The organism is Acidiphilium sp. PA (assembly GCF_026191915.1).
In the GTDB taxonomy this organism is placed as follows: Bacteria; Pseudomonadota; Alphaproteobacteria; order Acetobacterales; family Acetobacteraceae; genus Acidiphilium.
In genome coordinates, this window is sequence record NZ_JAIMBY010000003.1 from 171,765 (window position 1) to 196,479 (window position 24,715).

At 64.5% G+C, this 24,715-nt stretch carries 25 protein-coding genes and 1 riboswitch; of the genes, 11 read left to right on the forward strand and 14 right to left on the reverse strand.

The window, feature by feature from the left end; translation table 11 throughout:
- Positions 1–21 precede the first annotated feature (21 nt).
- Positions 22–729 (reverse strand): MarC family protein, encoded by a 708-nt coding sequence (locus AruPA_RS06975; RefSeq protein WP_265635928.1) that lies wholly within the window; start codon positions 727–729, stop codon positions 22–24.
- The gene (locus AruPA_RS06980) at positions 729–1,910 is read right to left on the reverse strand and encodes an amidohydrolase (RefSeq protein WP_265635929.1); all 1,182 of its coding nucleotides are present in this window, start codon (positions 1,908–1,910) and stop codon (positions 729–731) included. The genes AruPA_RS06975 and AruPA_RS06980 overlap by 1 nt, the downstream gene beginning before the upstream one ends.
- 187 nt (positions 1,911–2,097) lie before the next feature.
- Here AruPA_RS06980 and AruPA_RS06985 point away from each other — a divergent pair, with 187 nt between their 5' ends.
- The 3 genes from AruPA_RS06985 (at position 2,098) to AruPA_RS06995 (ending at position 4,798) form a co-directional block, all read left to right on the forward strand.
- On the forward strand, positions 2,098–2,301 hold the full coding sequence (locus tag AruPA_RS06985) for a hypothetical protein (protein ID WP_265635930.1): 204 nt from the start codon (positions 2,098–2,100) through the stop codon (positions 2,299–2,301).
- A 136-nt stretch (positions 2,302–2,437) separates the two neighbouring features.
- On the forward strand, positions 2,438–3,169 hold the full coding sequence (queC, locus tag AruPA_RS06990; protein ID WP_265635931.1) for a 7-cyano-7-deazaguanine synthase QueC: 732 nt from the start codon (positions 2,438–2,440) through the stop codon (positions 3,167–3,169).
- Positions 3,170–3,385: 216 nt separating this feature from the next.
- Positions 3,386–4,798, forward strand: coding sequence for a nitronate monooxygenase family protein (locus tag AruPA_RS06995; RefSeq protein ID WP_265635932.1), 1,413 nt, complete (start codon positions 3,386–3,388; stop codon positions 4,796–4,798).
- Positions 4,799–4,818: 20 nt separating this feature from the next.
- On the opposite strand, the gene AruPA_RS07000 is transcribed toward AruPA_RS06995, so the two are convergent.
- From AruPA_RS07000 to AruPA_RS07025, 6 genes are all read right to left on the reverse strand, one after another.
- On the reverse strand, positions 4,819–5,775 hold the full coding sequence (locus tag AruPA_RS07000; protein ID WP_265635933.1) for an acetyl-CoA carboxylase carboxyltransferase subunit alpha: 957 nt from the start codon (positions 5,773–5,775) through the stop codon (positions 4,819–4,821).
- Between the two features lie 116 nt (positions 5,776–5,891).
- Positions 5,892–6,500 carry an ABC-type transport auxiliary lipoprotein family protein gene (locus tag AruPA_RS07005; RefSeq protein ID WP_265635935.1) on the reverse strand — a complete coding sequence of 203 codons (609 nt, stop codon included), beginning with the start codon at positions 6,498–6,500 and terminating at the stop codon, positions 5,892–5,894.
- A 20-nt stretch (positions 6,501–6,520) separates the two neighbouring features.
- Positions 6,521–7,513 carry an MlaD family protein gene (locus tag AruPA_RS07010; protein WP_265635936.1) on the reverse strand — a complete coding sequence of 331 codons (993 nt, stop codon included), beginning with the start codon at positions 7,511–7,513 and terminating at the stop codon, positions 6,521–6,523.
- A gap of 24 nt (positions 7,514–7,537) precedes the next feature.
- Positions 7,538–8,284 (reverse strand): ABC transporter ATP-binding protein, encoded by a 747-nt coding sequence (locus AruPA_RS07015; RefSeq protein ID WP_265635937.1) that lies wholly within the window; start codon positions 8,282–8,284, stop codon positions 7,538–7,540.
- A complete protein-coding gene (locus AruPA_RS07020; protein WP_265635938.1) occupies positions 8,281–9,378 on the reverse strand; it encodes an ABC transporter permease in 1,098 nt (365 codons plus the stop codon). Before AruPA_RS07020 ends, AruPA_RS07015 begins: the two co-directional genes overlap by 4 nt.
- Entirely contained in the window at positions 9,366–9,977 is a 612-nt protein-coding gene (locus tag AruPA_RS07025) for a YjbE family putative metal transport protein (protein WP_265635939.1), read from the reverse strand. The genes AruPA_RS07020 and AruPA_RS07025 overlap by 13 nt, the downstream gene beginning before the upstream one ends.
- Before the next feature lie 255 nt (positions 9,978–10,232).
- On the opposite strand from AruPA_RS07025, the gene AruPA_RS07030 reads away from it, so the two are divergent.
- The 3 genes from AruPA_RS07030 (at position 10,233) to AruPA_RS07040 (ending at position 13,939) form a co-directional block, all read left to right on the forward strand.
- A complete protein-coding gene (locus tag AruPA_RS07030) occupies positions 10,233–11,354 on the forward strand; it encodes a GGDEF domain-containing protein (protein ID WP_265635940.1) in 1,122 nt (373 codons plus the stop codon).
- 201 nt (positions 11,355–11,555) lie between these two features.
- Positions 11,556–12,890, forward strand: coding sequence for an adenylosuccinate lyase (purB, locus tag AruPA_RS07035; protein WP_265635941.1), 1,335 nt, complete (start codon positions 11,556–11,558; stop codon positions 12,888–12,890).
- 410 nt (positions 12,891–13,300) lie between these two features.
- Positions 13,301–13,939: a PEP-CTERM sorting domain-containing protein gene (locus AruPA_RS07040; protein WP_265635942.1), complete on the forward strand. Its 639-nt coding sequence runs from the start codon at positions 13,301–13,303 to the stop codon at positions 13,937–13,939.
- Positions 13,940–14,248: 309 nt separating this feature from the next.
- On the opposite strand, the gene AruPA_RS07045 is transcribed toward AruPA_RS07040, so the two are convergent.
- The gene (locus tag AruPA_RS07045) at positions 14,249–15,217 is read right to left on the reverse strand and encodes a PEP-CTERM sorting domain-containing protein (RefSeq protein WP_265635943.1); all 969 of its coding nucleotides are present in this window, start codon (positions 15,215–15,217) and stop codon (positions 14,249–14,251) included.
- A gap of 401 nt (positions 15,218–15,618) precedes the next feature.
- Between AruPA_RS07045 and AruPA_RS07050 the strand changes: the two genes are divergently transcribed.
- Entirely contained in the window at positions 15,619–16,200 is a 582-nt protein-coding gene (locus AruPA_RS07050) for a hypothetical protein (RefSeq protein WP_265635944.1), read from the forward strand.
- 80 nt (positions 16,201–16,280) lie between these two features.
- Here AruPA_RS07050 and AruPA_RS07055 read toward each other — a convergent pair whose 3' ends face one another.
- Positions 16,281–18,248 carry a bifunctional diguanylate cyclase/phosphodiesterase gene (locus AruPA_RS07055; RefSeq protein WP_265635945.1) on the reverse strand — a complete coding sequence of 656 codons (1,968 nt, stop codon included), beginning with the start codon at positions 18,246–18,248 and terminating at the stop codon, positions 16,281–16,283.
- A 349-nt stretch (positions 18,249–18,597) separates the two neighbouring features.
- Entirely contained in the window at positions 18,598–19,944 is a 1,347-nt protein-coding gene (gene gltX / locus AruPA_RS07060) for a glutamate--tRNA ligase (RefSeq protein ID WP_265635946.1), read from the reverse strand.
- A gap of 121 nt (positions 19,945–20,065) precedes the next feature.
- Here gltX and AruPA_RS07065 point away from each other — a divergent pair, with 121 nt between their 5' ends.
- Together AruPA_RS07065 and mntR are read left to right on the forward strand one after the other, a co-directional pair.
- Positions 20,066–21,256, forward strand: a complete 1,191-nt coding sequence (locus tag AruPA_RS07065) for an MFS transporter (protein ID WP_408858580.1) — start codon at positions 20,066–20,068, stop codon at positions 21,254–21,256.
- Between the two features lie 59 nt (positions 21,257–21,315).
- On the forward strand, positions 21,316–21,762 hold the full coding sequence (gene mntR / locus AruPA_RS07070; protein ID WP_265635948.1) for a manganese-binding transcriptional regulator MntR: 447 nt from the start codon (positions 21,316–21,318) through the stop codon (positions 21,760–21,762).
- Here mntR and AruPA_RS07075 read toward each other — a convergent pair.
- Positions 21,734–22,273 carry a DUF1003 domain-containing protein gene (locus AruPA_RS07075; protein ID WP_265635949.1) on the reverse strand — a complete coding sequence of 180 codons (540 nt, stop codon included), beginning with the start codon at positions 22,271–22,273 and terminating at the stop codon, positions 21,734–21,736. The two genes, mntR and AruPA_RS07075, sit on opposite strands and share 29 nt — an antisense overlap.
- On the reverse strand, positions 22,263–22,412 hold the full coding sequence (locus AruPA_RS07080; RefSeq protein ID WP_265635950.1) for a hypothetical protein: 150 nt from the start codon (positions 22,410–22,412) through the stop codon (positions 22,263–22,265). Before AruPA_RS07080 ends, AruPA_RS07075 begins: the two co-directional genes overlap by 11 nt.
- Positions 22,386–22,448: riboswitch (Fluoride riboswitch) on the forward strand. It overlaps the preceding gene by 27 nt.
- A gap of 123 nt (positions 22,449–22,571) precedes the next feature.
- Here AruPA_RS07080 and crcB point away from each other — a divergent pair.
- A complete protein-coding gene (crcB, locus tag AruPA_RS07085; RefSeq protein WP_265635951.1) occupies positions 22,572–22,946 on the forward strand; it encodes a fluoride efflux transporter CrcB in 375 nt (124 codons plus the stop codon).
- Positions 22,947–22,958: 12 nt separating this feature from the next.
- Entirely contained in the window at positions 22,959–23,276 is a 318-nt protein-coding gene (locus AruPA_RS07090) for a DUF190 domain-containing protein (RefSeq protein ID WP_265635952.1), read from the forward strand.
- 226 nt (positions 23,277–23,502) lie between these two features.
- On the opposite strand, the gene hemA is transcribed toward AruPA_RS07090, so the two are convergent.
- A complete protein-coding gene (gene hemA, locus AruPA_RS07095) occupies positions 23,503–24,714 on the reverse strand; it encodes a 5-aminolevulinate synthase (RefSeq protein ID WP_265635953.1) in 1,212 nt (403 codons plus the stop codon).
- Position 24,715: the final 1 nt, after the last annotated feature.

The window sequence follows — 24,715 nt, forward strand, 5'->3', positions numbered from 1 at the left end:
AGGCCCGTTTCGCCCGCGCGCCTAGCCGTGGATCGCCTGATGCAGGACCGGCACCGCCCCGGAAACCATGATCTGCACCCCGATGCCCAGCAGAATGAACGCGGCGAGGCGCGATAAGACCCGCCGCCCGGTCGCGCCGAGCAACGCCCCGAGCCGGTCGGCCGTCGCGTAGGACAGCCAGATCAACAGCGCCATGACGATCGCGGCAAGCGAGAGCCCGGCAAAGAACATCGCGAGCGTCGCCCCCGAGGCCGGGTGCTGGGTGCCGAGCGCCACGGCAACCGCGATGGTCCCCGGCCCGGTGGTGAATGGCAGCGTGAGTGGAAAGAACGCAAACCCCGATATGTCTTCCGCGGTCTCCTCGGTCTCGGCCCCGGCGCTCACCTGCGCCGTCGCCTGCGCGGCCTGTGCCTGCTTGCGCTCCTCATGCTCCTCCGGGGCATTCAGCATCTGAAACGCCCGCGCGGCCACCACCGCACCGCCCGCCAGGCGCAGCGCATTCAGCGAAATGCCAAAAAAACTCAGGATATAACTGCCCGCCCACAGCGAAATCAGCATCACCAGCGCGCTGTTCAGCCCGACCCGCCGCGCCAGATTGAGCCGCACCCCGTGGCTGCGGCTCGCCGTGATCTCATTGAAAATAATCGCCCCGCCCAGTGGATTGACGATCGAGAGCAGGGCAGGGAACGCAAGCAGAAACGCGTCCGCCGCCTCGGCCAGCAGGGTCATCAGCCCGGCAATTCGCTGGCCGCGATGGATGCAAACACCGCCGCCCCGACCGGCAGGATCGCATCATTGAAATCATAGCGCGGATGATGCAGCGGCATCGCGCCTTTTTCGCCATCCGCCTGGCCGATCCGGAAAAAACACCCCGGCCGCTGCAGCGCGTAATAGGCGAAATCCTCGCCCCCCAGCGTCGGCGGCAGCGTGGTATGGACATTCGCCGCCCCTACCACCGCCCCGGCGGCCCGCGCGACCACCCCCGCCATCGCGCCGTCATTCACCACCGGCGGATAGCCGGTCTGGTAATCCACCGCCGCCTCAACCCCCGCCGCGCGGGCCAGATGCCGGATCAGCTCGGGAATCTCGCGCGCCAGCCGTACCTGGTTGGCCGGCGTCAGATTGCGCACGGTGCCGCTCAGCGTGGCACTTTCCGGGATCACATTGGTCGCGCTGCCCGCATGGAACGTGCAGATGGATACGACGGTGGATTCCAGCGGATCGACCCGGCGCGACACGATCGACTGCAACCCGAGCACGATCTGCGCCCCCGCCACGATCGGATCGATCGTTGCATGCGGCCGCGCCGCGTGGCCGCCGCGCCCGGTCAGGCGGATCACGATGTCATCGGTCGCACCATGCACCGTTCCGGTCGAGGCCGAAATCGCACCGACGGGCAGCGTCGGGTCGTTATGCGCGCCGAACACCGCATCGAAGGGAAACCGCTCCAGCAACCCGTCCTCGATCATGCGCAGCGCGCCGGCCCCACCCTCTTCGGCGGGTTGGAAAATGAAATGGATCGTCCCGGCAAAATCCCGCGTCGCCGCCAGATAACGCGCGGCGGCCAGCAGCATGGTGGTGTGGCCGTCATGACCGCAGGCATGCATCCGCCCTGGATTCTGCGATTTATACGGCAGATCGTTCGCCTCATCCATCGGCAGCGCGTCCATATCCGCGCGCAGCGCAATCGCCCGGTTGCCCCCGGCGGACGACCGCCCGCCCCGCAGCGTGCCGACCACGCCGGTGCCGCCGACCCCGGTCGTCACCGCGATCCCGAACGAGGCGAGCCGCTCGGCCACCAGGGCCGCGGTGCGGTGCTCCTGATACGCGATTTCAGGGTGAGCATGAAAATCCTGCCGCCAGGCGGCGAATTCGGGCGTCCAGTCGTGCAATCGCGGGTCGATGTTCATGCGCGCGAGCATAACCGCAGCCGTTCGATCACGCCAAGTCTTTCCGCGCCGCGCCGTCTGGTTTCATACGCCGGCCGAATAGGTCTTACGCCGCAACTGCGGGTTATTGCAGCGCAGCATAACTCCCAATTCTGGCAGCGAGCAGGACGTCACCTGCACCAATGTTTCGTTTTTAGGAGTTTCTATCATGCGTAAAATGACCCGTTTGCTCACCATCCTGGCCGTTGCCGGCGCCTTCGCGCCGCTCGCCGCCAATGCCAGCTCGGTCGGCACCTCGATGTACGCGCCCAGCCCGCTGATCGTGCATGCCCAGCCGCAGCACAAGGCGGTCAACGCCAATGGCCGCACCGCCCATGCTCAGCAGATGCAGGCGATCGCGCGCAACGGCTGATCACGGCTTCACGGCGGGGTAACCCGCTGTAACAGCGCTACGAGGCAAGGGCGGTACGGCCCGGGTTGTTGAAAAACACCCCGGCCGGCCGCCCTTCGCCTTGATTGCCTGCCGCTGAGCGGGCAAAAGCCGGCGTATGACAAGCCAAGCGGCACTCGTGCTGTTCTCCGGCGGCCAGGACAGCGCCACCTGCCTCGCCTATGCGCTCGACCGGTTCGACCGGGTCGAGACGATCGGCTTTTTCTACGGCCAGCGTCACGCCGTCGAGCTTGAATGCCGCGCACCGCTCCGCCACGCCATCGCGGCGCTGCAACCGTGGCGCGCTACCCTCGGCCCCGACCAACTGCTCGACATCGCCGGCGCGCTCGCCGCGATCGGTGAGACCGCGATGACGGCGGATATCGAAATCGCCACCACCGCCGCCGGTCTGCCCAACACCTTCGTGCCCGGGCGCAACCTGCTGTTCCTCACCTACGCCGCCGCACTCGCCTACCGGCGCGACCTCGGCGTGCTGGTCGGCGGCATGTGCGAGACCGATTATTCCGGCTACCCCGACTGCCGCAACGACACGATGCGCGCGATGCAGGCCGCCCTCGGCCTCGGGCTCGATCGGCCGATCATCATCGACACACCCCTGATGGTCCGCGACAAGGCCGCCACCTGGCGCCTCGCCGAGACGCTCGGCGGGGCGGCCCTGGTCGAGACGATCCGTACCGAAAGCCATAGTTGCTACAAGGGCGACCGGTCGGTGCTGCACGAATGGGGTTACGGCTGTGGCGCCTGCCCGGCGTGCGCGCTGCGCGCCGCCGGCTGGGCGCGTTACCGCGACGCGGCGCGGGACGCAGGCCATTTGATGGACGAAACATGACAATTTTGTTCGACAGGCCGGCTGCGGGCGCTGTTTGGCGCATCCGATCCGTGCTACGCATGCGTATAACGATATGGATACCCGGCCGACGTTCCAACCCGCGGCCGCCGCCCTATATCTGACAACAGGGATGAATACGCCACCGATCGACCGTTCAAGCCAGGGCGGTCTGAATTTCAGGAACAATCGCAGCGCGATGAACAGGTTGCCGACACGATGAAAACGATCAACGCGATCCGCATGGGCGGGGCCGATGTGCTGCCCCTGGTCGAGGGCGGCAAAGGCGTCGCGATTTCGAACGGGCGCTCGGCCGGCCAATGGGCCGCGGCGGGCGGCGTCGGCACGTTCAGCGCGGTCAATGCCGATTCCTACGATGCGGACGGCAAGCCGATCCCGCAACTCTACCACGGCACCACCAGGCGCGCCCGCCACGAGGAACTGGTCGCCTACGCGATCGACGGCGGCATCGCCCAGGCACGCCGCGCGCACGAGGAATCGAACGGCCAGGGCCGCATCCACGCCAATATCCTGTGGGAAATGGGCGCTGCCGAGCGGGTCATCACCGGGATTCTCGAAGGGGCCAAGGGGCTGATCAGCGGCATCACCTGCGGTGCCGGCATGCCCTACAAACTGTCCGAAATCGCCTCGAAATTCAACGTCCACTACTATCCCATCGTCTCCTCCGCCCGCGCCTTCAACGCGCTGTGGCGCCGCGCCTATCACAAGGCGGCCGATCTGATGGGCGGCGTCGTCTACGAAGATCCGTGGCTCGCCGGCGGTCACAACGGCCTGTCGAATTCCGAAGATCCCACCAAACCCGAAAACCCGCTGCCGCGCGTCATCGCGCTGCGCAAACAGATGCGCGAATTCGGCCTCGATGCCACGCCGATCATCATGGCCGGCGGCGTCTGGTGGCTCGAGGAATGGGAGGACTGGCTCGATAACCCGGACGTCGGCCCGATCGCCTTCCAATTCGGCACGCGCCCGCTGCTGACCCAGGAAAGCCCGATCAGCGATGTCTGGAAACAGCGCCTGCTCACCCTCAAGAAGGGCGACATTTTCCTCAACCGCTTCTCGCCCACCGGGTTCTATTCCAGCGCGGTGAACAACGACTTCATCCAGGGGCTGCGCGCCCGCTCCGAACGCCAGGTCGCCTACACCGGCGAGCCGGTCGGCGCCCACACCGCCGAATACGGCGTCGGCCCGCGCAAACGCCCCGTCTGGCTCACCAAGGCCGATCTCGAGCGTGTGCGCGGCTGGGAACGCGAAGGCTTCGTCGAGGCCCTGCGCACCCCCGATTCGACGCTGGTGTTCGAAACCCAGGCCGCACTCGAAGACATCCAGCGCGATCAGGTCAATTGCATGGGCTGCCTGTCGCATTGCCGGTTTTCCAACTGGTCGCAGGAAGGCCCGGATTTCTCCACCGGCAAGAAAGCCGACCCGCGCAGCTTCTGCATCCAGAAAACCCTCCAGGACATCGCCCATGACGGCGAAAACCCGGAATCGGTCGAACGCAACCTGATGTTCAGCGGCCACAACGGCTACCGCTTCGCCACCGACCCGTTCTATTCCAACGGCTTCATCCCCACCGTGAAGCAATTGTTCGAACGGATCATGACCGGCCGCTAAACCCGGCCGCTGGGGCGGCGCTACAGCCCGGCGCTCTGCCCCATCGCCAGGAATTTCTCCCGGCGCTTGGCGCGCAGCGCTTCCGGCGCCACCGTTTTGAGTGGCGCGAGCGCGGCGGCAATCGCCTCGCCCAGCTGCGCCACCGCCGCATCCGGCGAACGATGCGCGCCGCCCAGCGGTTCCGGCACGATCCGGTCGATAATGCCCAGCCGCTTCAAATCCTGCGCCGTCACCTTCATCGCCTCGGCCGCCTGCGCGGCCATGGCCCGGTCCTCCCACAGAATCGCCGCACAGCCTTCGGGTGAAATGACCGAATAGATCGCGTGCTCATACATCAGCACGACATCGGCGGCGGCGATCGCAATGGCACCGCCCGATCCGCCTTCGCCGATGATCGTCGCAATGAACGGCACCGGGGCGGCAAGGCACGCATCGATGCCGCGCGCAATCGCCTCCGCCTGGCCGCGCGCCTCGGCATCGATGCCGGGATATGCGCCCGAGGTGTCGACGAACGACAGGATCGGCAGGCCGAACCGCCCCGCCAGCTCGATCATCCGCCGCGCCTTGCGATACCCCTCCGGCCGCGGCGAGCCGAAATTATGCTTCAGCCGGCTATCGAGATCGGACCCTTTCTCGATCGCGACGACCATGACCGGCTCATCGCGAAACCGCCCCGGTCCCGCGATGATCGCGGCATCCTCGGCAAACGCCCGATCCCCGGCGAGCGGGGTGAACTGGGTGATCAGCCCGGCGATCATGTCCTTCGCCTTGGGCCGCTCCGGGTGGCGGGCCACCTGGGTCTTCTGCCAGGGCGTGAGCCTGCCGTACAAATTGCGCAACTGCCGTTCGGCCTTGTCGGAAAGCTGCGAGACCTCTTCGGCGATGTTCAGCTCGCCCGGATCGGTCATCCGGCGCAGCTCTTCAATCTTGGCCTCCAGTTCGGCGACCGGTTTTTCGAAATCGAGAAAATGACGCATGGGTGTCGGGTGTCGCAGAACGGCGGTGATGTCAAATCATCCGGTCGTTCAGGGCCGCGCGAAAGGCAAGTACGAACGTCTTTTTTGTGAATAAAAGAAGAAGCAGAAAGACTTTGCTAGTTTGGGTTGATGCCTCGTACCAGCGCCACCGCCTGCCCCAGCACCCCCGCCAGCGCCGCCCTTTGCGCCGCGACCAGATCGGGCGCCGTCACCCCCGCCAGCGGTGCCGTCGCCCGCAGCCGCCGCTGTGCGAGGGGCCGCTCGCCGATCCCCACCGGCTTGGCCACCACCAGCGTCAACGCCGCCCGCGCGACATGCGCCGCCGGATCAGCCAGCAGCGTATCAAGCGTGCCCTCCACGATCAGATCGGGGGTCAGCGAACTCCCGTCGCCCACCACGGCGGCAAACGCGCCCGTCGCCTGCAGCCACGCCATCAGCGCCGCGGTACAGGCCTGCGCCGGCGGCGTCGCCCAGCGATTGTAATACCCCTGATGAATACTGCCATCGGCCAGCAGCGTGATCAGCCCGCGTTGGCTCAGCGTCGGCCCGGCGGCCAGGCTCTGCACTTGCACCACGCCGCGTCCCCCGGCACCGCCACCCGCGGGCGGCGGCGGTGCCAAGGGCCAGTCGCTCCGCGCGACATAGGGCTGCTTGGCCAGAATGCCGCCGCACCCGGCGAGTGCCAGCGGTGTCAGAAGCAGAAAATGGCGGCGATCCAGGCTCATCATGCGTCGGTTCCCAAACATCAGCGCGGCGTCAACGGCGGCGGCGGCGCGCCCCGCAGCACCACGGCCGGATTATTCTTCAAGGTCTCTGACAATTCCTCAAGGTTAGACGATGCCCGATCCAGGTTCCGCAAAATCGGCGTCATCTGCCGCGTCAGCGTCCCGGTCGTCCGATCGGCCGTCGCGACCGTCGCCCTGGTCTGGGCCAGCAGCGCCGGCATCGCGGCGGTCGCCGTCGCCAGGGCGCGGCTGGTCCGGTACAGTTGATCCAGGATCGCGTTGGTCTTCGCCCCATCCGCCAGATTACGGATCGAAGCCGTCGTCGCCGGCAGATCCGCCTGGGCCACCTGCGATTTCAGTTCCGCCAGCAACCCGTTGGCATTCGCAATCGCCTGGTGCGCATCCCCGCTGGTGATCTCCTGGTTCAGCGTATCGATCATCGAGGTCAGCACCTTCACCGTGTGATCGAACTTCACCCCGTTCATATTGGTCAGAAAATTCTGCAGCGCATCCTGCACCTGCGTCAGCGTGCTCGGAATCGACGGGATCACCACGCTGCGCGGTTGCCACGCGATCGGCTTGACCGGATGCAGCGTCGGCGAGACGAAACTGAGCTCCAGATACGCAAGCCCGGTAATCCCTTGCGGCGCCACCTGCACCCGCAACCCATGATCGATCGCCCCGCCGAAATTCGCATCCGGCCCGATCTTCTTGGGATCGACCCGAAACCGCACCACCACCTGATGATACACCGGTTTGACCAGATCGGCCGGATTGGCGGGCGGATACTCCGCCGAAACCAGCCCGATATCGGTCACCTTGCCGATCGTCACACCCCGGAACTTCACCGCCGAGCCGACATCGAGCCCCTGCACCGATTCCGCGAAATACGATTCATAATTCAGCCCGGCGCGGAACGCATTGCCCGACAGAATGAAAATCGCGCCAATCAGCACGACAATGCCGCCCAGCACGAACAGCCCGGTCCGCAGCGCCGCCCCCTTACCCTCCATCGCCGCCGTTCCTCTCGCAATCCATCATTGGGCATCCCGGTTGAAAAACGCGCGCACCGTCGGGTGCGTGCTCGATTGCTGCAAATCGCGCGGTTCCCCGAGCGCGATCATGCCGCGCGCCGCGCGATCGAGCATGACACACCGGTCCGCGATCGCGAAAATCGACTGCAACTCATGCGTGACCACCACGAACGTGCAATCCAGCGTCGCCCGCAAATCCAAAATCAACCGATCGAGCCCCGCCCCGGTGATCGGATCGAGCCCGGCCGAAGGCTCATCGAGAAACAAAATCGGCGGGTCCAGCGCCAGCGCGCGGGCAATCGCCGCCCGCTTCGCCATGCCGCCCGAAATCTCGGAGGGCAGCAAATTCACCGCCTCGGCCAGCCCGACCATCGCGAGCTTGATGCGCGCAATCTCCGCCCGCGCGCGGGCCGGCAAATCCGTGAACATCACCAGCGGCAACATCACGTTCTCCAGCAGCGTCATCGAACCGAACAGCGCGCCCGACTGAAACATCACGCCAATCTCGCGCCGCACCGCCGCCACCCGCGCCACCACATCATGGCCGCCCACGGTGATCCGCCCCTTGGTCGGCGTCAGCAGCCCGATCATCTGGTTGAGCAGCGTCGATTTCCCACACCCCGACCCGCCGAGCACCACGAACACCTCGCCGGTCGCGACCGTAAAACTCACATCCTCGAAAATCACCCGCCCGCCGAAACTCTGCCCGGCGTGATCCACCACGATCGCCGGCGCCCCCGCGCCGCTCACAGGCCCAGCCGATAAAAAATCACGGCGAACAACCCATCGAGCAGAATCGTCACCACGATGCCACCCACCACCGCCGATGTCGCCGCCTCGCCCACCGCGCGCGGCCCGCCCCCCGCGGTCAACCCCGCCCGGCACCCGATCAACCCGATCGCCGCGCCAAACACCACCGCCTTGAACAGACCGAGCAACAGATCATACGGCCCGGTCGCCATCTGGATCTGATTGAGAATCGCCGACGGCGGAAACCCCAGGATCATCATCACCAGCCCCATGCCCAGCACCCCGGCAATGTCCACCCCCAGCGCCAGGGCCGGCATCACCACCATCGCCGCCGCCATCCGGGGGATCACCAGCATCGTCTCGGCGTCGATCCCCATGGTCGTCAGCGCCGCCACCTCTTCGTTGACCACCATGGTGCCCAATTCGGCCGCGAAGGCCGACCCGGTCCGCCCCGCCAGAATAACCGCTCCCAGCAGCGGCCCCAGCTCGCGAAACAACGACAGCGACACCAGCGCCGCCACATAAATATCCGCCCCGAACTGGCGCATGGGAATCGCCGACTGGAACGCGAGGATCATCCCGATCAGAAATCCCATCATCCCCACCAGCGGCATCGCCTGCGTTCCCGCCCGCTCCACCAGCCGGAAAAAATTACCCCCGCGCAAAAACCGCAGCTTGCCCGGCAGGCTCAGCGTCGCCAGAATCGTCTCGCCGAAAAAAGTCACCCGGATCAGGAACGTCTGCCACACGCTGGTGCGCGTCACCGTCCGCGCCGGCACTTTCGCCGTCACCCCGTTCGGCACCGCCGCGCGCAACCGCGCCATCAGCTGCGTCGGCTTCTCGCCCAGCCCGCGCCACTCGATCCGCCCCGGATGATCCCGCTCCAGCGCCAGCAGCAGCGCGGCCCCCGATGTATCGACCAGCTCAGCCCCGGCAACATCGATCGCAAGCCCATCCCCCGCGCGCCGCGCCGCATCCACCGCGCGCGTCCACACCGGGGCCAACGCCGTCGCAGTCAGCGGCCCGGCCAGGCTGATCACCGTGCCGCCGCCCTCGTTGGAAACCTCAAGCCGAACCGCCGTCATCCGAGCCATGCAGGCAGGTGCAATCCCATATGATGGGCGACCTGCAGGCCGCCGGCGTGAATCATCGTCATTGCCACATATAGCACGATGGCGAGCCCAACCCAGACCAGCCAGCGATGCCGCGTCAACAAGCGCGCGACGATATTCGCCGCCAGCCCCATCAAGGCGACCGAAAACACCAGCCCGCCCGCCAGCAGCCACGGATGATCGCGCGCCGCCCCGGCCACCGCCAGCACATTGTCCAGACTCATCGACAGATCGGCAATCACGATCCGGATCGCCGCATCCCGCAACCGCGACGGCGCCGCCTCATGCAAAGCGAGCGGCTGGCGCCGAAACTCCCGCCACGATTTCCACGCGACGTACAAAAGCAAAATCCCGCCCGCCAACGTCAGCCCGATCACCGCCAGCAGCCGCAACGCCACCAGCGCCAACCCGATCCGAATGACCGTCGCCGCCCCCACCCCGATCAAAATCGCCTGCCGCTGCTGCGCCTTCGGCAACCGCGCGACCGCCAACCCGATCACGATCGCATTGTCCCCGGCCAACACCAGATCGATCAGCAAAACCTGGGCCAGAACGGCGAGATCGGCGAGAGCCATGTTCATGCCGCGTCGTTCGCGGTTGCGCCGCTGGTTGTCAACCGGAATGCCAGGGCAGGGACAGGGGCGGAAACAGGGGCACGGACAGGGACAAGGGCGGGAAAATCGTCTCTCTCGTGAACAACAAAGCAGGAAAACACCGTGTGCCTTCGCGCCCGTGCCGGCAGGCCGCCCCCAACACCAATTCGTTTACCGGTTCTTGAGACCTTCATGATAGCAGACCGAAATCTCCGATGAGTCCGAACCCGAGGGGCGCGACCGATGAAGACCGCTTCCGCAACGGCGGACCAGTCGAGCCAGGCGGACGCGCCAGACCCCGCGCGCGGGTCCGCGATCGCGAAAAACAACTGGCTCGTACTCGCCCGCATCATTATCGTCGCGGGGCTCGACGATCTGCTGTTCGTGCCGTTCTTCCTCCTCGAGCATTCACGCGCCCAGGCCGCGATGAACCTGTGCAGCGCCGGTCTCTACGCCCTCAGCTACAATCTGCTCAAACGCAGGCACAACCGCCCCGCGATCATGCTCATCTGGGCCGAGGTGTTCGGCCACGCCACCATCGGCACCCTGCTCAGCGGCTGGGAAAGCGGCTATTACTATTATTTCCTGATGTTCGTGCCGACGGTTGCAATCAGTCTGCCGCGCCAACGCGCCATCATCCTGATCGGCTGTCTATGGGCCTATTTCATCGCCCTGATGATCCTCGGCGCCACCCTGCACCCGCTCGCACCGATCAACCACACCGCGCTCCTGTTCCTCCAGGGCTACAACGTCACGGTCCTGATCGGCATGGTCACCTATTTCACCCTGATGTACCGCCGCCTCGCGATCAGCGCCGAACAGAAACTCAAACGCCTCGCCACCACCGATCCGCTGACCGGCTTGTTCAACCGCCGCTCCACCGTCGAAATGGCCGCAAACTGCGTCGCCGCGGTCACGCGCGGCGGCGGCGATCTGTCGTTCATCCTGGCCGATATCGATCATTTCAAGAGCATCAACGACAAATTCGGCCACAGCGCGGGCGATGCCATCCTGACCGCCGTGGCGGCAAAGCTGCGCGAGCTGGTCCGCGCCCAGGATGTCCTGGCCCGCTGGGGCGGCGAAGAGTTTCTCGTCATCCTGCCCGATACGCCGATCGAAGGCGCCGCCGAACTCGCCACCCGGTTTCAGGAAAGCCTGACCGCCTTCAACCTGCAAATCGGCGAACACCGCGTCAGCATCAGCCTGACCATGGGCGTCAGCACACGCGCCCCCGGCGAATCCTTCGATGCCGCCGTCGCCCGCGCCGATCAGGCCCTCTACCGCGGCAAAGAGCTGGGACGAAACCGTATCATCCTCGATACCGGCAACACCGCGCCACGCCAGGACAAGGACACGGCGGCGTAGCTCGTCTTTCTTGCGAACAAAAAAGAACCAGAAAAACTTCACCAATCCGAGCCCGTGCCGCCTCAAACACCCGTGCCCCCGAGTCAAAAAGTTTTTTGCTTCTTTTTTCCAAAAAAGAAGCCTTCCCTTTTCCCGCAGGCCCACCCCCTTGCCAACCCAGGCGCCCCCGCCCAAAACCGCCGCGCGAGCAAGGAGACCCCGATGGTACCGCGTTATTCCCGCCCCCTCATGGTGGCAATCTGGCAGGATCTGAACCGCTACCGCATCTGGTTCGAAATCGAGGCGCTGGCCGCCGAAGCCATGGTCGCCACCGGCGATGTCCCCGCCGCCGCCGCCGCCGCCATCCGCACCCGCGGCGGCGCCGCGATCGCCGCGATGTCCGAGGCCGATGTCGCCAAAATCGCCGACATCGAAGCCGTCACCCGCCACGACGTCATCGCCTTCCTCACCTGGCTCGCCGAGCCGATCGGGCCGGACAGCCGGTTCGTCCACCTCGGCATGACCAGCTCCGATGTGCTGGACACCTGCCTCGCCGTCCAGCTCACCCAGGCGACCGACCTCCTCCTCCAGGGCATCGATGCCGTCATGGCGGCGCTGAAAAAACGCGCGCTCGAACACAAACTCACACCCACCATCGGCCGTAGCCACGGCATCCACGCCGAACCCACCAGCTTCGGCCTCAAACTCGCCGGCCACTACGCCGAATTCGCCCGCAACCGCGCTCGCCTGCGCACCGCACGCACCGAAATCGCCACCTGCGCCATCTCCGGCGCCGTCGGCACCTTCGCTCATCTCGACCCGCGCATCGAAGCCCACGTCGCCACCCATCTCGGCCTCGCGGTCGAACCGGTCTCGACCCAGATCATCCCGCGCGACCGCCACGCCGCCTATTTCTGCACCCTCGCGGTCATCGCCTCCGGCATCGAACGCCTCGCCACCGAAATCCGCCACCTCCAGCGCTCGGAAGTCCGCGAAGCCGAAGAGTTCTTCCACCCCGGCCAGAAAGGCTCGTCGGCCATGCCGCACAAGCGCAACCCGGTCCTGTCGGAAAACCTCACCGGCCTCGCCCGCATCGTGCGCGGCTACGCACTCCCCGCCCTAGAAAACGTCACCCTCTGGCACGAGCGCGACATCAGCCACTCCTCGGTCGAACGCGTCATCGCCCCCGACGCCACCATCACACTCGACTTCGCCCTGCATCGCCTCGCGGGCATGATCGACAAACTGACCATCTACCCCGACCGTATGACCGAAAACCTCGAAAGCCTCGGCGGCGTCGTCCACTCCGGCGAAATTCTCCTCCTGCTCGCCCGCTCCGGCATCTCGCGCGAAGATTCCTATAAAATCATCCAGCGCAACGCCATGGCCACCTGGACCACCCTCGGCCACCCCGACGCCAAACGCTTCCGCGACCACCTCCTCGCCGACCCCGAGGTCGCCGGCCGCATCACCCCCGAAGCCATCGACACCGCCATGAACCCGAACCTGCACCTCGCCCGGATCGACACGATTTTCGAGCGGGTGTTTCAGGAATAGGGAAAGTAAGGCTTCTTTTTTGGTAAAAAGAAGCAAAAAACTTTGGGTGATCAGGAACCGGGGTGGAGGCACAAACAGCTTCATCCGGTCGTCCGCGCATGGCGCCGCCCACCATCACCGCCACCCTCGCCGCGAGCCTGTATAACGCCCGGCGCGGCCTCGGCAGCGAAACCAGTCTGCACCTCATTGTCGTTGGTCGACGACAACGGCCCCCGATACGCCCTCGAGTGTCGGAATCTTTTACATCTAAATTATTGTACGCGCTTATGTCATTGTTTTTACTGAAATGAAAAATTGGCACGTAAATTGCAATATTCCGATTACGGTTGTGCATAATTGCATGCTCGATACAACGGAAGGTTAATTGAATGCGAAATTTGAAAAAACTGCTTCTCCTGACGGCCACGTCAATGTCGATGGCCATCGTCAGCCTCGGCGCCGCTCAGGCCGGAACGATCGATGTGGTCTGGAACTTTGTCGGTAGCAACCGCAGCCTTGGACACACTTATACCTACGCAAGCACCCCCGTCCTCAACCCGCCGATCGACATCACCGCGACCGGCTATACCAAGGCCGACGGCAACCGCTATAAGTTCCAGGATCTCTACGGCAAAGACCAGGGGTCGGGCGAACAAGGCGTCGGCCTGACCAACGATCCCTCCGGTGATCACGAAATCACGCCCGGCAGCTTCATCCAGCTAGACCTGATCAATCTGGCCAGTTCCTCACAGATCACCAGCATGGCGCTCAGCTTCCAGGCCGGCAGCACGAGCGGCAACGACGAATGGGCGGTCTACGGCTCCAACGTCGCCGGAAAACTGAGCACGCACCAACTCGCCACCGGCACCAACGACAACCTGATCGGCAATCTCGCCGGCAACATCATCGGCACCTACCGCTATCTCGACGTCACCGCCCTCAGCGGCAACATCCTGCTGGCCGAAGTGGACAACAAGGTGAACGTCCCGGAACCCGGCTCGCTCGCCTTGCTTGGCACAGGCCTGATCGGTCTCGGCGTGGTGCTCCGCCGCCGCCGCAAAACCGCCTGATCCGCCCCTCCGCGCGCGGTGCGTCCCAATCATCGGGCCGCACCGCCTGCCTGCATTGCAGCGACCAACGGGTCATGACGCGGGCGGGCGGGGTAAGCGGGCGGCGCAAGGCTCATTTTTGAAAAAAAGAACCAAAAAACTTTTTTGAATTTGGGCGTCCGGCGTGGGGGAAGGCTACCGTGACCTAACCAACGTGCTCGGCGTAAACAGCCGGCCGGATTTCACCATGAACGAACGTTCGGACGCCACGGCACCACCATGGCTGGCCGACAAGTTACATCACCAACGAGCCGCCCGGCCGGTGATTGCTCAGGTTTGTGTCCGGCGGCGGCGGACCAGACCCAGCGCCACCACACCGGCACCCAGCAAGGTCAGCGAAGCCGGCTCAGGAACGTCGCTGGGCGGCTGCGTCGGCACCAACATGAAAGTGACGAGCCCATCACCGCCTGTGAATTCATTGAACACGCTCGATAAGGACAGCGTCGTCACATCCGCAGCCAGAAACGAGACGCCGCCATGGCCGAGGTCGCCACTTCCACCGGCACCGCCGATGTAACCGCCACCGCCGCCGGCACCCCAGCCACCGCCACCGCCACCGCCATAACCTCCATTGCCACCATGACCGCCAGGACTGCCATTGGACGCTGCGAACACTGCGCCCGCACCGCCGGTGCCGGTTCCACTCACCGTCCCGGACCCTCCGTTCTGACCGTAGTTCCCGCCGGCACCGCCATTACCGAACGGGTTCGTAGACCCTGTGCCAAAACCACCACCGCCACCGCCATGGTTGTATCCACCTGCACCGCCTGCACCAGCAACGCCCGATGCCGCAGCACCGCTACCATTCTGGCCATTCAAACCGGTGCCCGCGCCACCACCACCGCCGCCGCCTGCAATGACGAGCGGTGTCAACGCTGTTTGCCCGGCCAGGACCACGAAACTCCCACCGCCGCCGCCGCCAAGCCCATTAATGCCGATACCGCCGGCCCCGCCGACCAGAATATCCAGAATTGTCCCCGCGCTGAGTTCGACCTGCCCCCCAATCGCGGCACCAAGGCCACCCAGCCCGCCGCCCTGAGTAGAGCCACCATCGGCGCCATACGCCGCGATGTCGTACAAACCCGTCTGGCCCACGGTCTCAGTAGCAATCTGCCCGGAATACGAAATATTCGTCGTCCCGGTACCAATCACGCCCGCCAGGGCGGCCGAGGCAAACATCACGGAGGCCACCACCCCTGGAAGAACCACAGCGACGAGACGCCGACACTTTAACTTCATGATAATTCCCCTTCTTATCTTTGGTGGCCTGCATCGAGACGGTATCGATCACAAGTTCGACGGCTTAATCGGACGCGTAACGATCTCTAAATTCCACGCGGTCAATGGTCAATGGCAATCGGTCACGACGGGCACCGATCGGCAGAATAATAATCGGCCAACGACCAAGAAAAAATAAGCATAAGATCAATATGTGAGACGTCTAGAGAAATGATCCGGCTTGTTCGACCAGACGCACGGACGAATGCCTGCTCCAACAAGCCAACGCCGACCTCTGCGCGTCAGAACGACATATAGTTGCAAAAAACCCCGTGCGCCTTGTCACGACAAAACGATTGAAACTAACAAAAATCCTAACAAAACGCTTTCTCACCCCCCGGCCTGCCGCCTATCATGCTTGCGTGCGCGCAACTCCAACCAATCCCCCCTTCGTCATCCGCTGCTTCATCGTCATGATGAACGCGCTGTGCGACGCCGTGGCCGAACACGGACCCGCCGGCTACGTCCCCATCCCCATGGTCAACCGGATCTGGACCCGCCTGCAAAACCTCACCACCCGCTTCCTCGCCGCCCTCGCCCGCGGCCCCATCCAACCGCGCGCCAAACCAGCCGCCAAACCAACCCCCGAACCCAACCCCGAAGCCCAACCCACTGAGCCACCCCGCGCCCGCCGCAAACGCCTCACCCTGCCGTGCCGCGAAGCCTGGCTCTACCGCCTCATCCCCGAAACCGGCTTCACCCGCTTCGCCCTGCAAACCATCCTCACCGACCCCGAATTCGCCGGCCTCCTCGAAGCCAACCCCCGCCTCATCCGCATCCTCGCCCCGCTCTACCACGCCATGGGCATCGACCTGCCCGCACAACCCCCCGTCACCACATCCCCACCACCAGACTCCCGCCGCCACATCCTCTTCGGCACGTCAGACCCCACCCCACCCGACACCCAAACCCCAACCCCCCATTTCAAAATTCAACCCGCCTGAACCCAGCATCTTCGCACGCCCATATCATTACGATATCGTAACAAAATACCGGAAATCCTGTCGCCTTCCCCGGCCTCACATCACCCGCACAGCCGATCGGGATAGAGCGGCAATGCCAACCGGTTGCGGCTTTCATACCAGGCCGTGACGGCTTCGAGCCGCATCGGTTTTGCAAACAGATAGCCCTGGATGAGTTTGGCGCCGAGGCTGAGCAGCAGCGCCAACTGCGCCGGCGTTTCAACCCCCTCCACGACGCAGACGACTTCGAGATTGCGGCACAGATCGATCAGCGAGCGAATGATTTTCGGCGCCGTTTCACTGTTTTCGATATTGCTGACGAAACTGCGGTCGATCTTGATCTTATCCAGTTTCAGGCGATGCACATAACCAAGGCTCGAAAACCCCGCACCGAAATCATCGAGCGCGATGCTCGCCCCCATGGCGTGCAAGGTCTCGATCGTCTCCGCCGCAAGGTCGAAATCACGCAGCAGCGCCGTTTCGGTGATTTCGAACGAGACGCGTGACGGGCTGACGCCCGAGCCGCGCAGCATCTCCTGGATTTTTGCCATCGTGGCGCGCGAACTCAGATTATGGGCCGAGAGATTGAAACTCACAATCGTATGGGCCGGTAGCAGACGCACGGCATCGAGATATTTGCCGAACAGCACAAGCGTGATGTGGTTGATCAACTGGGCATGTTCGGCAATCGGAATGAACACCCCAGGCGAGACCGCCCCAAGCTCCGGGCTCTGCCACCGTGCCAGCGACTCAAAGCCGGGCACCGCGTTGGTCGTCGCATCGACGATCGGTTGAAACGCAAGCCATAGCTCGCGTTCAAGATCCGCGTTGCGCAGCGCCTGTTCGATCTGGCTCGATGTGCGGATTTCGGTCTCCAGCGCCTGCGAAAACAGCACGATTTCGCCCTTGCGATGCTGCTTGCCGTCATACAGCGCGTAATCGGCCCGTTCGAACAAATCCTCCGCCGTCTGACCCGTCTGCGGAAAGGTCGCAACCCCGATCGAACAGCCAATGGTGGCCAGCGCCGTGTCGTTGAGCGCGAACGGCGCGTCGAGCAACGCCTGCAGCCGGGCTCCGAACGCCAGAATGGCAGCCTCGCTGGCGGTGTCTTTTAAAATCGCACCGAATTCATCGCCACCGAGCCGGGCAATGAACCGATCCGCCCCGGCGATGGTCGCCAGCCGCGCGCCGATCTGTTCCAGCAGCCGATCGCCGGCGCCATGGCCGTAACTGTCATTGACCGCCTTGAACCGGTCCAGATCGATCATGCCAACAGCAAAACACGCGCCGGACTGCTGGGCGGCTGCCAGAGTATCGTCGAGCTCCGCCATGAACCGCCGGCGGTTGGGCAGACCGGTCAACCCATCCTGCTGGGCCAGCCGCAGGTTTTCATTCGACAATCGCTGCGCGTTGCGCTGCGCGACCACCAGCTTGGCGAAACTCCGGTTGTTGCGGAGCATGATAATGATCAAACCCCAGGTGACGATAGCAACATTGCCAACCATGGCGATCAGCACGAGATTCTCGGTGATCAGGAAAAAAATCGTGAACGGAATCAGCACGAGAAACGTGAGCAGCAAGGCCGCGCTGCGGTGCTGCGTCAGGCAGAGAATGCAGCTGACCACGGTAATCGACATATAGAAGGCGACATGGCAGTGGGCGTAGGAATCGCCATACGGGTAGAGCGCGAGCGACCAGCCGGTGAACACCAGCCCCAGGATCGCAACCACACGCGTAATCGTCCTCAGAAACCGCAACGCGCCGGCCCCGTCGACCGATGTCAGCGAAAACCGATGCCAGAACCTGACACGATGGGCACAGAGCAGACAGAACAGCGCCGGCATCACAATGGTAAGGAACGGCGGTGCCGTGTCGATATGCGTAGCCGCCAGCGCCAGGGCATTGGTCGTCAGAATGATGAACAGCATCGGGATCTGTCGCGCCAGAACCGTCAGTTGGGCGTGCGCCAGATCCGGATCGTCATAGGGCAAAGCCATCAGAGCCCGAAACGCAGCCCAGCGTGCGCTCATCCGGTGACGGACGGCGGTTCCGACGGATGATACCGGCGGATTTGCCCCCATCGTCCTGCCGCCGGTCCCGAACAGGGCAGAAATTCCCACCACATCAGTCCTTTCAGCCGTCCCCTCGTCCAGCACGCCTTAATTCAGCGTTTGCACGCGCCGGTAAGCGCAGTGCCAGCTCGATTTGGGCGGCGGGACGCTAAACAGCCGCTTGCCGATACCATTACAAGCGAGACGTTACCCGATGATTAACGCGGGCCACCGTCGATCTGACCCTGTTCGATTTCGGATCGAACCGTGCCCATATCCACTGCGACCAGCGATCGTCCGACCGTTCCGCCCGGCCCGACCGCCTCGTTCACCGCGCCGCGCGTTCCAGCCGTTCGATCACCAGCGCGCGCGGGATAAGAGGCAGCAACGCCGCCAGATCGGGCCCGTGCGGTTCGCCGGTCAGCGCGAGCCGCAGCGGCATGAACAACGCCTTGCCGCGCGTATCGGTCGCAGCGGCGATCATCGTGGTCCAGGATTTCCACGTCGTCTCATCCCAGGGCGCCTCGGGCAGGCTGCCCAGTGCGGCCTGCAGGATCGACCTTGCTTCGGGAATCTCCGGCGGGTCGATCGGCCCGTGGGTAATCTCCCACCAGTGCCGGGCCTCGGAAAGCAGATCGATATTGCCGCGAATCGCCTGCCAGAACGCCGGGCTCGCCCCCTCGGGCAGCCGGTCGGCCACGAAATCGAACGCAACATTGTGCAGGATGCGGCGGTTGAGGCTGAGCAACTGCTTCGCATCGAACCGCGGCGCGCCGCGCGAGAACGCCTCGAGATTGAAGCTCGGGGCGAGTTCGGCCAGCGTCAGCGGCTCCGGGTCCCGCCGCGAGCCCAGCCGCGCCAGATAGGCCGCCAGCGCCATGGGTTCGATCCCATCGCGCCGGAACGTCCGCAACGAAACACTGCCCGAGCGTTTCGAGAGTTTATCCCCTGCGATATCCGAGATCAGCGGCAGATGCGCAAACGCCGGCAGCGGTTTTCCGGGCGCCAGCGCCCGCCATAGATCCATCTGCACCGCGGTATTGGTCGTATGGTCCTCCCCGCGGATCACATGCGTGATGCCGGTATCGAGATCATCGACGACCGAGGTGAAGGTATAAAGCGGCGTGCCATCGGCGCGGATCAGCACGGGGTCGGACAGCGTATTGAACCGGATGGTCCGCTCGCCAAGCACCAGATCGTCCCAGATTGCAGCCCCGTCCGAAAGTTTGAACCGCCAGTACGGCGTCTTGCCGTTCGCCTCGGCGGCGGCGCGCTGCTCCGGCGTCAGCGACAGCATGGCCCGATCATAGATCGGCGGCAGTTTGCGCTTGGCGCGCAGCGCGCGCTTGGCCGCAAGCTCCTCTTCCGATTCAAAGCACGGATACAGCCGGCCCGCGCGTTTCAGCGTCTCGGCCACCGCGGCATAGCGGTCGAGCCGGGCGGATTGGTTGAATTTGTCATCCCACGTCACGCCGAGCCAGGCGAGATCCTGCTCGATCGCGGCCTCATAGACCGGCCGCGAGCGTTCGGCATCGGTATCATCGATCCGCAGCGTGAACCGCCCACCCCGCGCCCGGGCGAACAGATAATTGACGATCGCCTGCCGTGCATTGCCGGCGTGGAGATAGCCGGTGGGCGAGGGTGCGAAGCGGACATGCGGGGTCGAAGCGTTCATGCCAGCTGGTTAGCATGGCTTCGTTGCGGAGAACAAAGGTGCGCCGCCGCCCGATTTGGCGTAATTGCTGTCCGATTACCGCAATACTGCGCATCATCGTCTGGGCCGGGGGCAGTCTTTCGTGAGCATGGTGGTTGAAACGCGGCGCTCCACGGTGGCGCGGACGAGCTTTGCGGTCCTGATCGCGATCAGCATCTGTCACATGCTGAACGACATGATGCAGGTCCTGCTACCCGCGATCTATCCGCTGCTGAAAGGCGGATTTCACCTGAATTTCGCGCAGATCGGCCTGATCACGCTGGTCTATCAGGTCACGGCGTCGATCCTCCAGCCCATGATCGGCCTCTATACCGATGCCCGGCCCCAGCCGTTTTCCCTCCCGGTCGGCATGGGCTTCACCCTGACCGGTCTGGTCGGCCTCGCCTTTGCCCGCACCTATCCCGAATTGCTCGGCGCCGCGGCCCTGCTCGGGGTCGGCTCCTCGATTTTCCACCCCGAATCCTCGCGGATCGCGCGCGTCGCATCCGGCGGCGCGCACGGGTTTGCCCAGTCGATCTTTCAGGTGGGCGGCAATTTCGGCCAGTCGCTCGGCCCGTTGCTGGCCGCGTTTTTCATCCTGCCGCGCGGGCGCGCAAGCATGGCGTGGTTTTCGCTCGCCGCGCTGCTCGGCATGGCGATCCTGACCGCGGTCGGCGTCTGGTTCCGCGCCAGCGGCCACGCGAGGCCCCGGGTCCGCACCGCCGTGGTCGCCGGCGTCAAGCCGGTCAGCGTCGTGGTGCCGCTGGTGCTGCTCGGCGTGCTGATGATGTCGAAATTCGTCTATCTCGCCAGCATCAATTCCTACTACATTTTCTATCTGATCCACCGGTTCCACATCACCGTCCAGCAGGCGCAGATCGATCTGTTCGTGTTCCTCGCGGCGGCGGCGGCCGGCACCATGATCGGCGGGCCGATCGGCGATCGCATCGGGCGGCGCGCGGTGATCATCGGCTCGATCCTCGGCGTCCTGCCCTTTACCCTCGTGCTGCCCTATGTCGGCCTGACCGCGACGGTGGCGCTCAGCGTGGTGATCGGCCTGGTCCTGTCATCGGCCTTCTCGGCGATCGTGGTGTTTGCCAACGATCTGATGCCCGGGCGCGTCGGCGCCGTCTCCGGCCTGTTTTTCGGCCTCGCCTTCGGGGTCGCCGGTCTCGGGGCCGCAGGGCTCGGCGTGGTGGCGGATTGGACCAGCATCACCACCGTCTACCGCATCTGCGCCTTCCTGCCCGTGCTGGGCCTCGCGGCCTTGTGGTTGCCCAAGCGGATCAAATAGCCAAAAATTGGCGTTTGCCGCCGGCGCGGCTATGGGTGACAGATGCCTTCGGAGACATCATGACCGCCGGCCCGCATCGCGACGACGGCCTGCCCGCCGAGCCGACCCAGGCTGAGCGGTTCGGCCGGGCGCGGACCGCGCAATCGACCGCCCTGCTCGAAGACTACGTGGAATTGATCGCCGATCTCCTGGCCGCCACCGGCGAGGCACGGCCGATCGACATCGCACGGCGCCTCGGCGTCTCGCACCCGACCGCGGCAAAAAGCATCAACCGCTTGAAGCGCGAAGGGCTGGCCACCGCAAAACCCTATCGCGGCGTGTTCCTGACCGAGGCCGGCCTCGCACTGGCCGAACGGGTGCGCACGCGCCACCGGCTGGTCGTGCAGGTGCTCGAAGCGATCGGCGTGCCCCCGGACACCGCCGAGGCGGATGCCGAGGGCATCGAGCATCACGTGTCGGATATCTCGCTGCGCGCCTTCAGCCGGTTTCTGCGGGCGCGCCGCTAGCGCAGGCGTCCGGCGCGGTATTGGCCAGGACCTCGTCGAGATTGATGTCGAGCTTGCGCAGCATCGCGATCAGCAGCGCGTTCTGATATTCCAGATGGGTCAGAATGACCTCGATTTCCGCCTCGGCACGGACATTGATGTCGAGATCGTGCTCCGCCCGCAATTCCGCCTGGCGGCCCTGAATGTTCTGACCCACCATGATCAACGGCATCAGCAGAATCTGAATGACGTTGGAAATGAACAGCCAGAACACGAAAGCCATCGGCGGGTCGAACTGCAACGGCTTCGGCGCCAGCACGTTCCAGCCCAGCCAGGTGACCGTCCAGGTGAAAATGACCAGAAAAAACCCCATCGTGCCAACCCGGCTGGTGATCCAGACCGCCAGATTGTCGAACCGCTTGATCGGCACCGGCGCGGGCGTAAGCCCGCCGCGCGACGCCCGGCGCCGGGTGCGTAGTTCCTGCAGCGAGAGCGGCGGTTGGCGGAGCACTGGGATCGGGTCATGGGGCATCGGTGGAATCCAGACGTGTTTGGCAGGGGCGGCGGCGGACAGGGAAGCGCTTCCTTTTTGTAAAAAAGAAGCCAAAACTTTTTGGTTTGACAAAATTTGCTTGAGCCAACAATCTGCCTTTGGCGATGGAGTTCGCCATATAACCGCCCGCGGGGCTGATGACTCCTGTTCCTTGCAAATCCGTCGTTCGGAAGGATCAGGCCGTGCCCGCAAATCCACCGCAGACCCAACACCCGCCACACCGCCCCCAACCGGGCGGCGCGCGTGCATCTGTGGTTGCCATCACGAAAGGACACATATGAAAACACTCCTCGCCATCGCCGTCTTCGGCACGCTCGGCTGCTGGGCCCGCTACGGCCAGACCATCGCCGTGCAGAACACCCTGGGACGCGATTTTCCGTTCGCCGTGCTCAGCATCAACCTGCTCGGCTCCCTGCTGATCGGCTTCCTGTTCTTCGCAACCCTCGAACGCTTCGACCTCGGACCCGCAATCCGGACCGGCGTGCTCACCGGCTTCCTCGGCGGCTATACCACCTTCTCGACCTTCGAACTCGAAACCCTGCTGCTGGTCGAAAATGGCGAAGCACTGAAAGCCGCCTTGTACGTCGCACTCTCGGTCGGACTCGGCTTCGCCGGCGTGTTCCTCGGCGCCTACGCCGCCCGCAACCTGTAAGGAAGCTCAACCATGACCCAGCCAGCCACCATGATCCGCATCGCCATCCACGAATCCGATCACGGCAAACGCAAATCCCTGATGGATGACATCCTCAAATCCCTGCAATCCCAAGGCATCACCGGTGCCTCCGTCCTGCGCGGCATCGCCGGACTCTCCGCCAAAGGCATCATCCACGCCGCCGACATGCTGCACTTCGACGTCGACCTGCCCCTCGCCATCGAATTCTGCACCGACACCGACACCGTCGATGCCATCATCGCCACGTTGGTGCCCATCGTCCCCGCCGGCCACGTAATGTCGTGGCCGGTTGTGCGGCATGGTGGGTGAGGCTGGGGGTAAGGAAGGCGGGGGGCTTTGCCCCCTCGACCCCCACTAAGGGCTTAGCCCTTAGAACCCGCTAGTTTTAGGCAAGGGGAGGGCGCTGCCTCGGACTTTCCGTCGATCTGGCCTGTGTCGCCCTCCCCTTGCCTAAAACTAATGGATTTTAAAGGCTCCGCCTTTAACGGGGTCCAGGGGCAGAGCCCCTGGCCTTCCCTATTCCCAGCGCCACTCATCAAGCCGCCAACTGGATCGACATTTCGTGCCAGATGGTCGCCAGGGCGTCGACCAGGTGGTCGATATCGGCGTCGGTGTGCAGGGGTGAGGGGGTGAGGCGCAGGCGTTCGGTGCCGCGGGGGACGGTCGGGTAGTTGATGGGCTGGACGTAAATGCCGAAGCGATCGAGCAGGGTATCGCTGATGGTTTTGCACTGGACCGGGTCACCGACCATGACGGGGACGATATGGCTGGGGTTTTCGAGGTGGGGCAGTCCGGCGCGGGTGAGTTTGGCGCGCAGGCGGGCGACGCGGTCGTGCATGCGGTCGCGTTCGGCGGTGCTGGACTTGAGGTGGCGGATGCTGGCGAGCGCGCCGGCGGCGACCATGGGTGGCAGGGCGGTGGTGAAGATGAAGCCGGAGGCGTAGCTGCGGACGAAGTCGCACAGCGCGGTCGAGCCCGTGATATAGCCGCCGATGACGCCGAAGCCTTTGGCGAGCGTGCCTTCGATCACGGTGAGGCGGTGGGCGATGTTGTCGCGTTCGGAGATGCCGCCGCCGCGCGGGCCGTACAGGCCGACCGCGTGGACTTCATCGAGATAGGTCATCGCGCCGTACTGGTCGGCGACATCGCAGATATCGGCGATCGGCGCGACGTCACCGTCCATCGAGTAGACCGATTCGAAGGCGATCAGTTTGGGTCGGGCGGGATCGATGGCGGCGAGCTTGCGGGCGAGGTCGGCGGGGTCGTTATGGGCGAACACCTCGCATTGGGCGCGGCTGTGGCGGATGCCTTCGATCATCGAGGCGTGGTTGAGCGCATCGGACAGAACAACACAGTTGGGTAGTTTATGGGCGAGTGTGCAGAGCGAGGCCCAGTTCGACATATAGCCCGAGTTGAACAGCAGGGCGGCATCCTTGCCGTGCAGATCGGCGAGTTCATGTTCGAGCACGGTATGGTAGTGGTTGGTGCCGGCGATGTTGCGGGTCCCGCCGGCACCGGCGCCGCAGCGATCGAGGGCGGCGTGCATCGCGCTGAGCACGGTGGGGTGCTGGCCCATGCCGAGGTAGTCGTTCGAGCACCAGACGGTAACGGGGCGCTCACCGCCTTCGCCGTACTGGGTGGCGTGGGGGAAATTACCGGCGTGGCGTTCGATATCGGCGAACACGCGGTAGCGGCCTTCCTTGCGGAGTTGATCGAGCCCGGCGGTGAAGAAAGTTTCGTAGTTCATT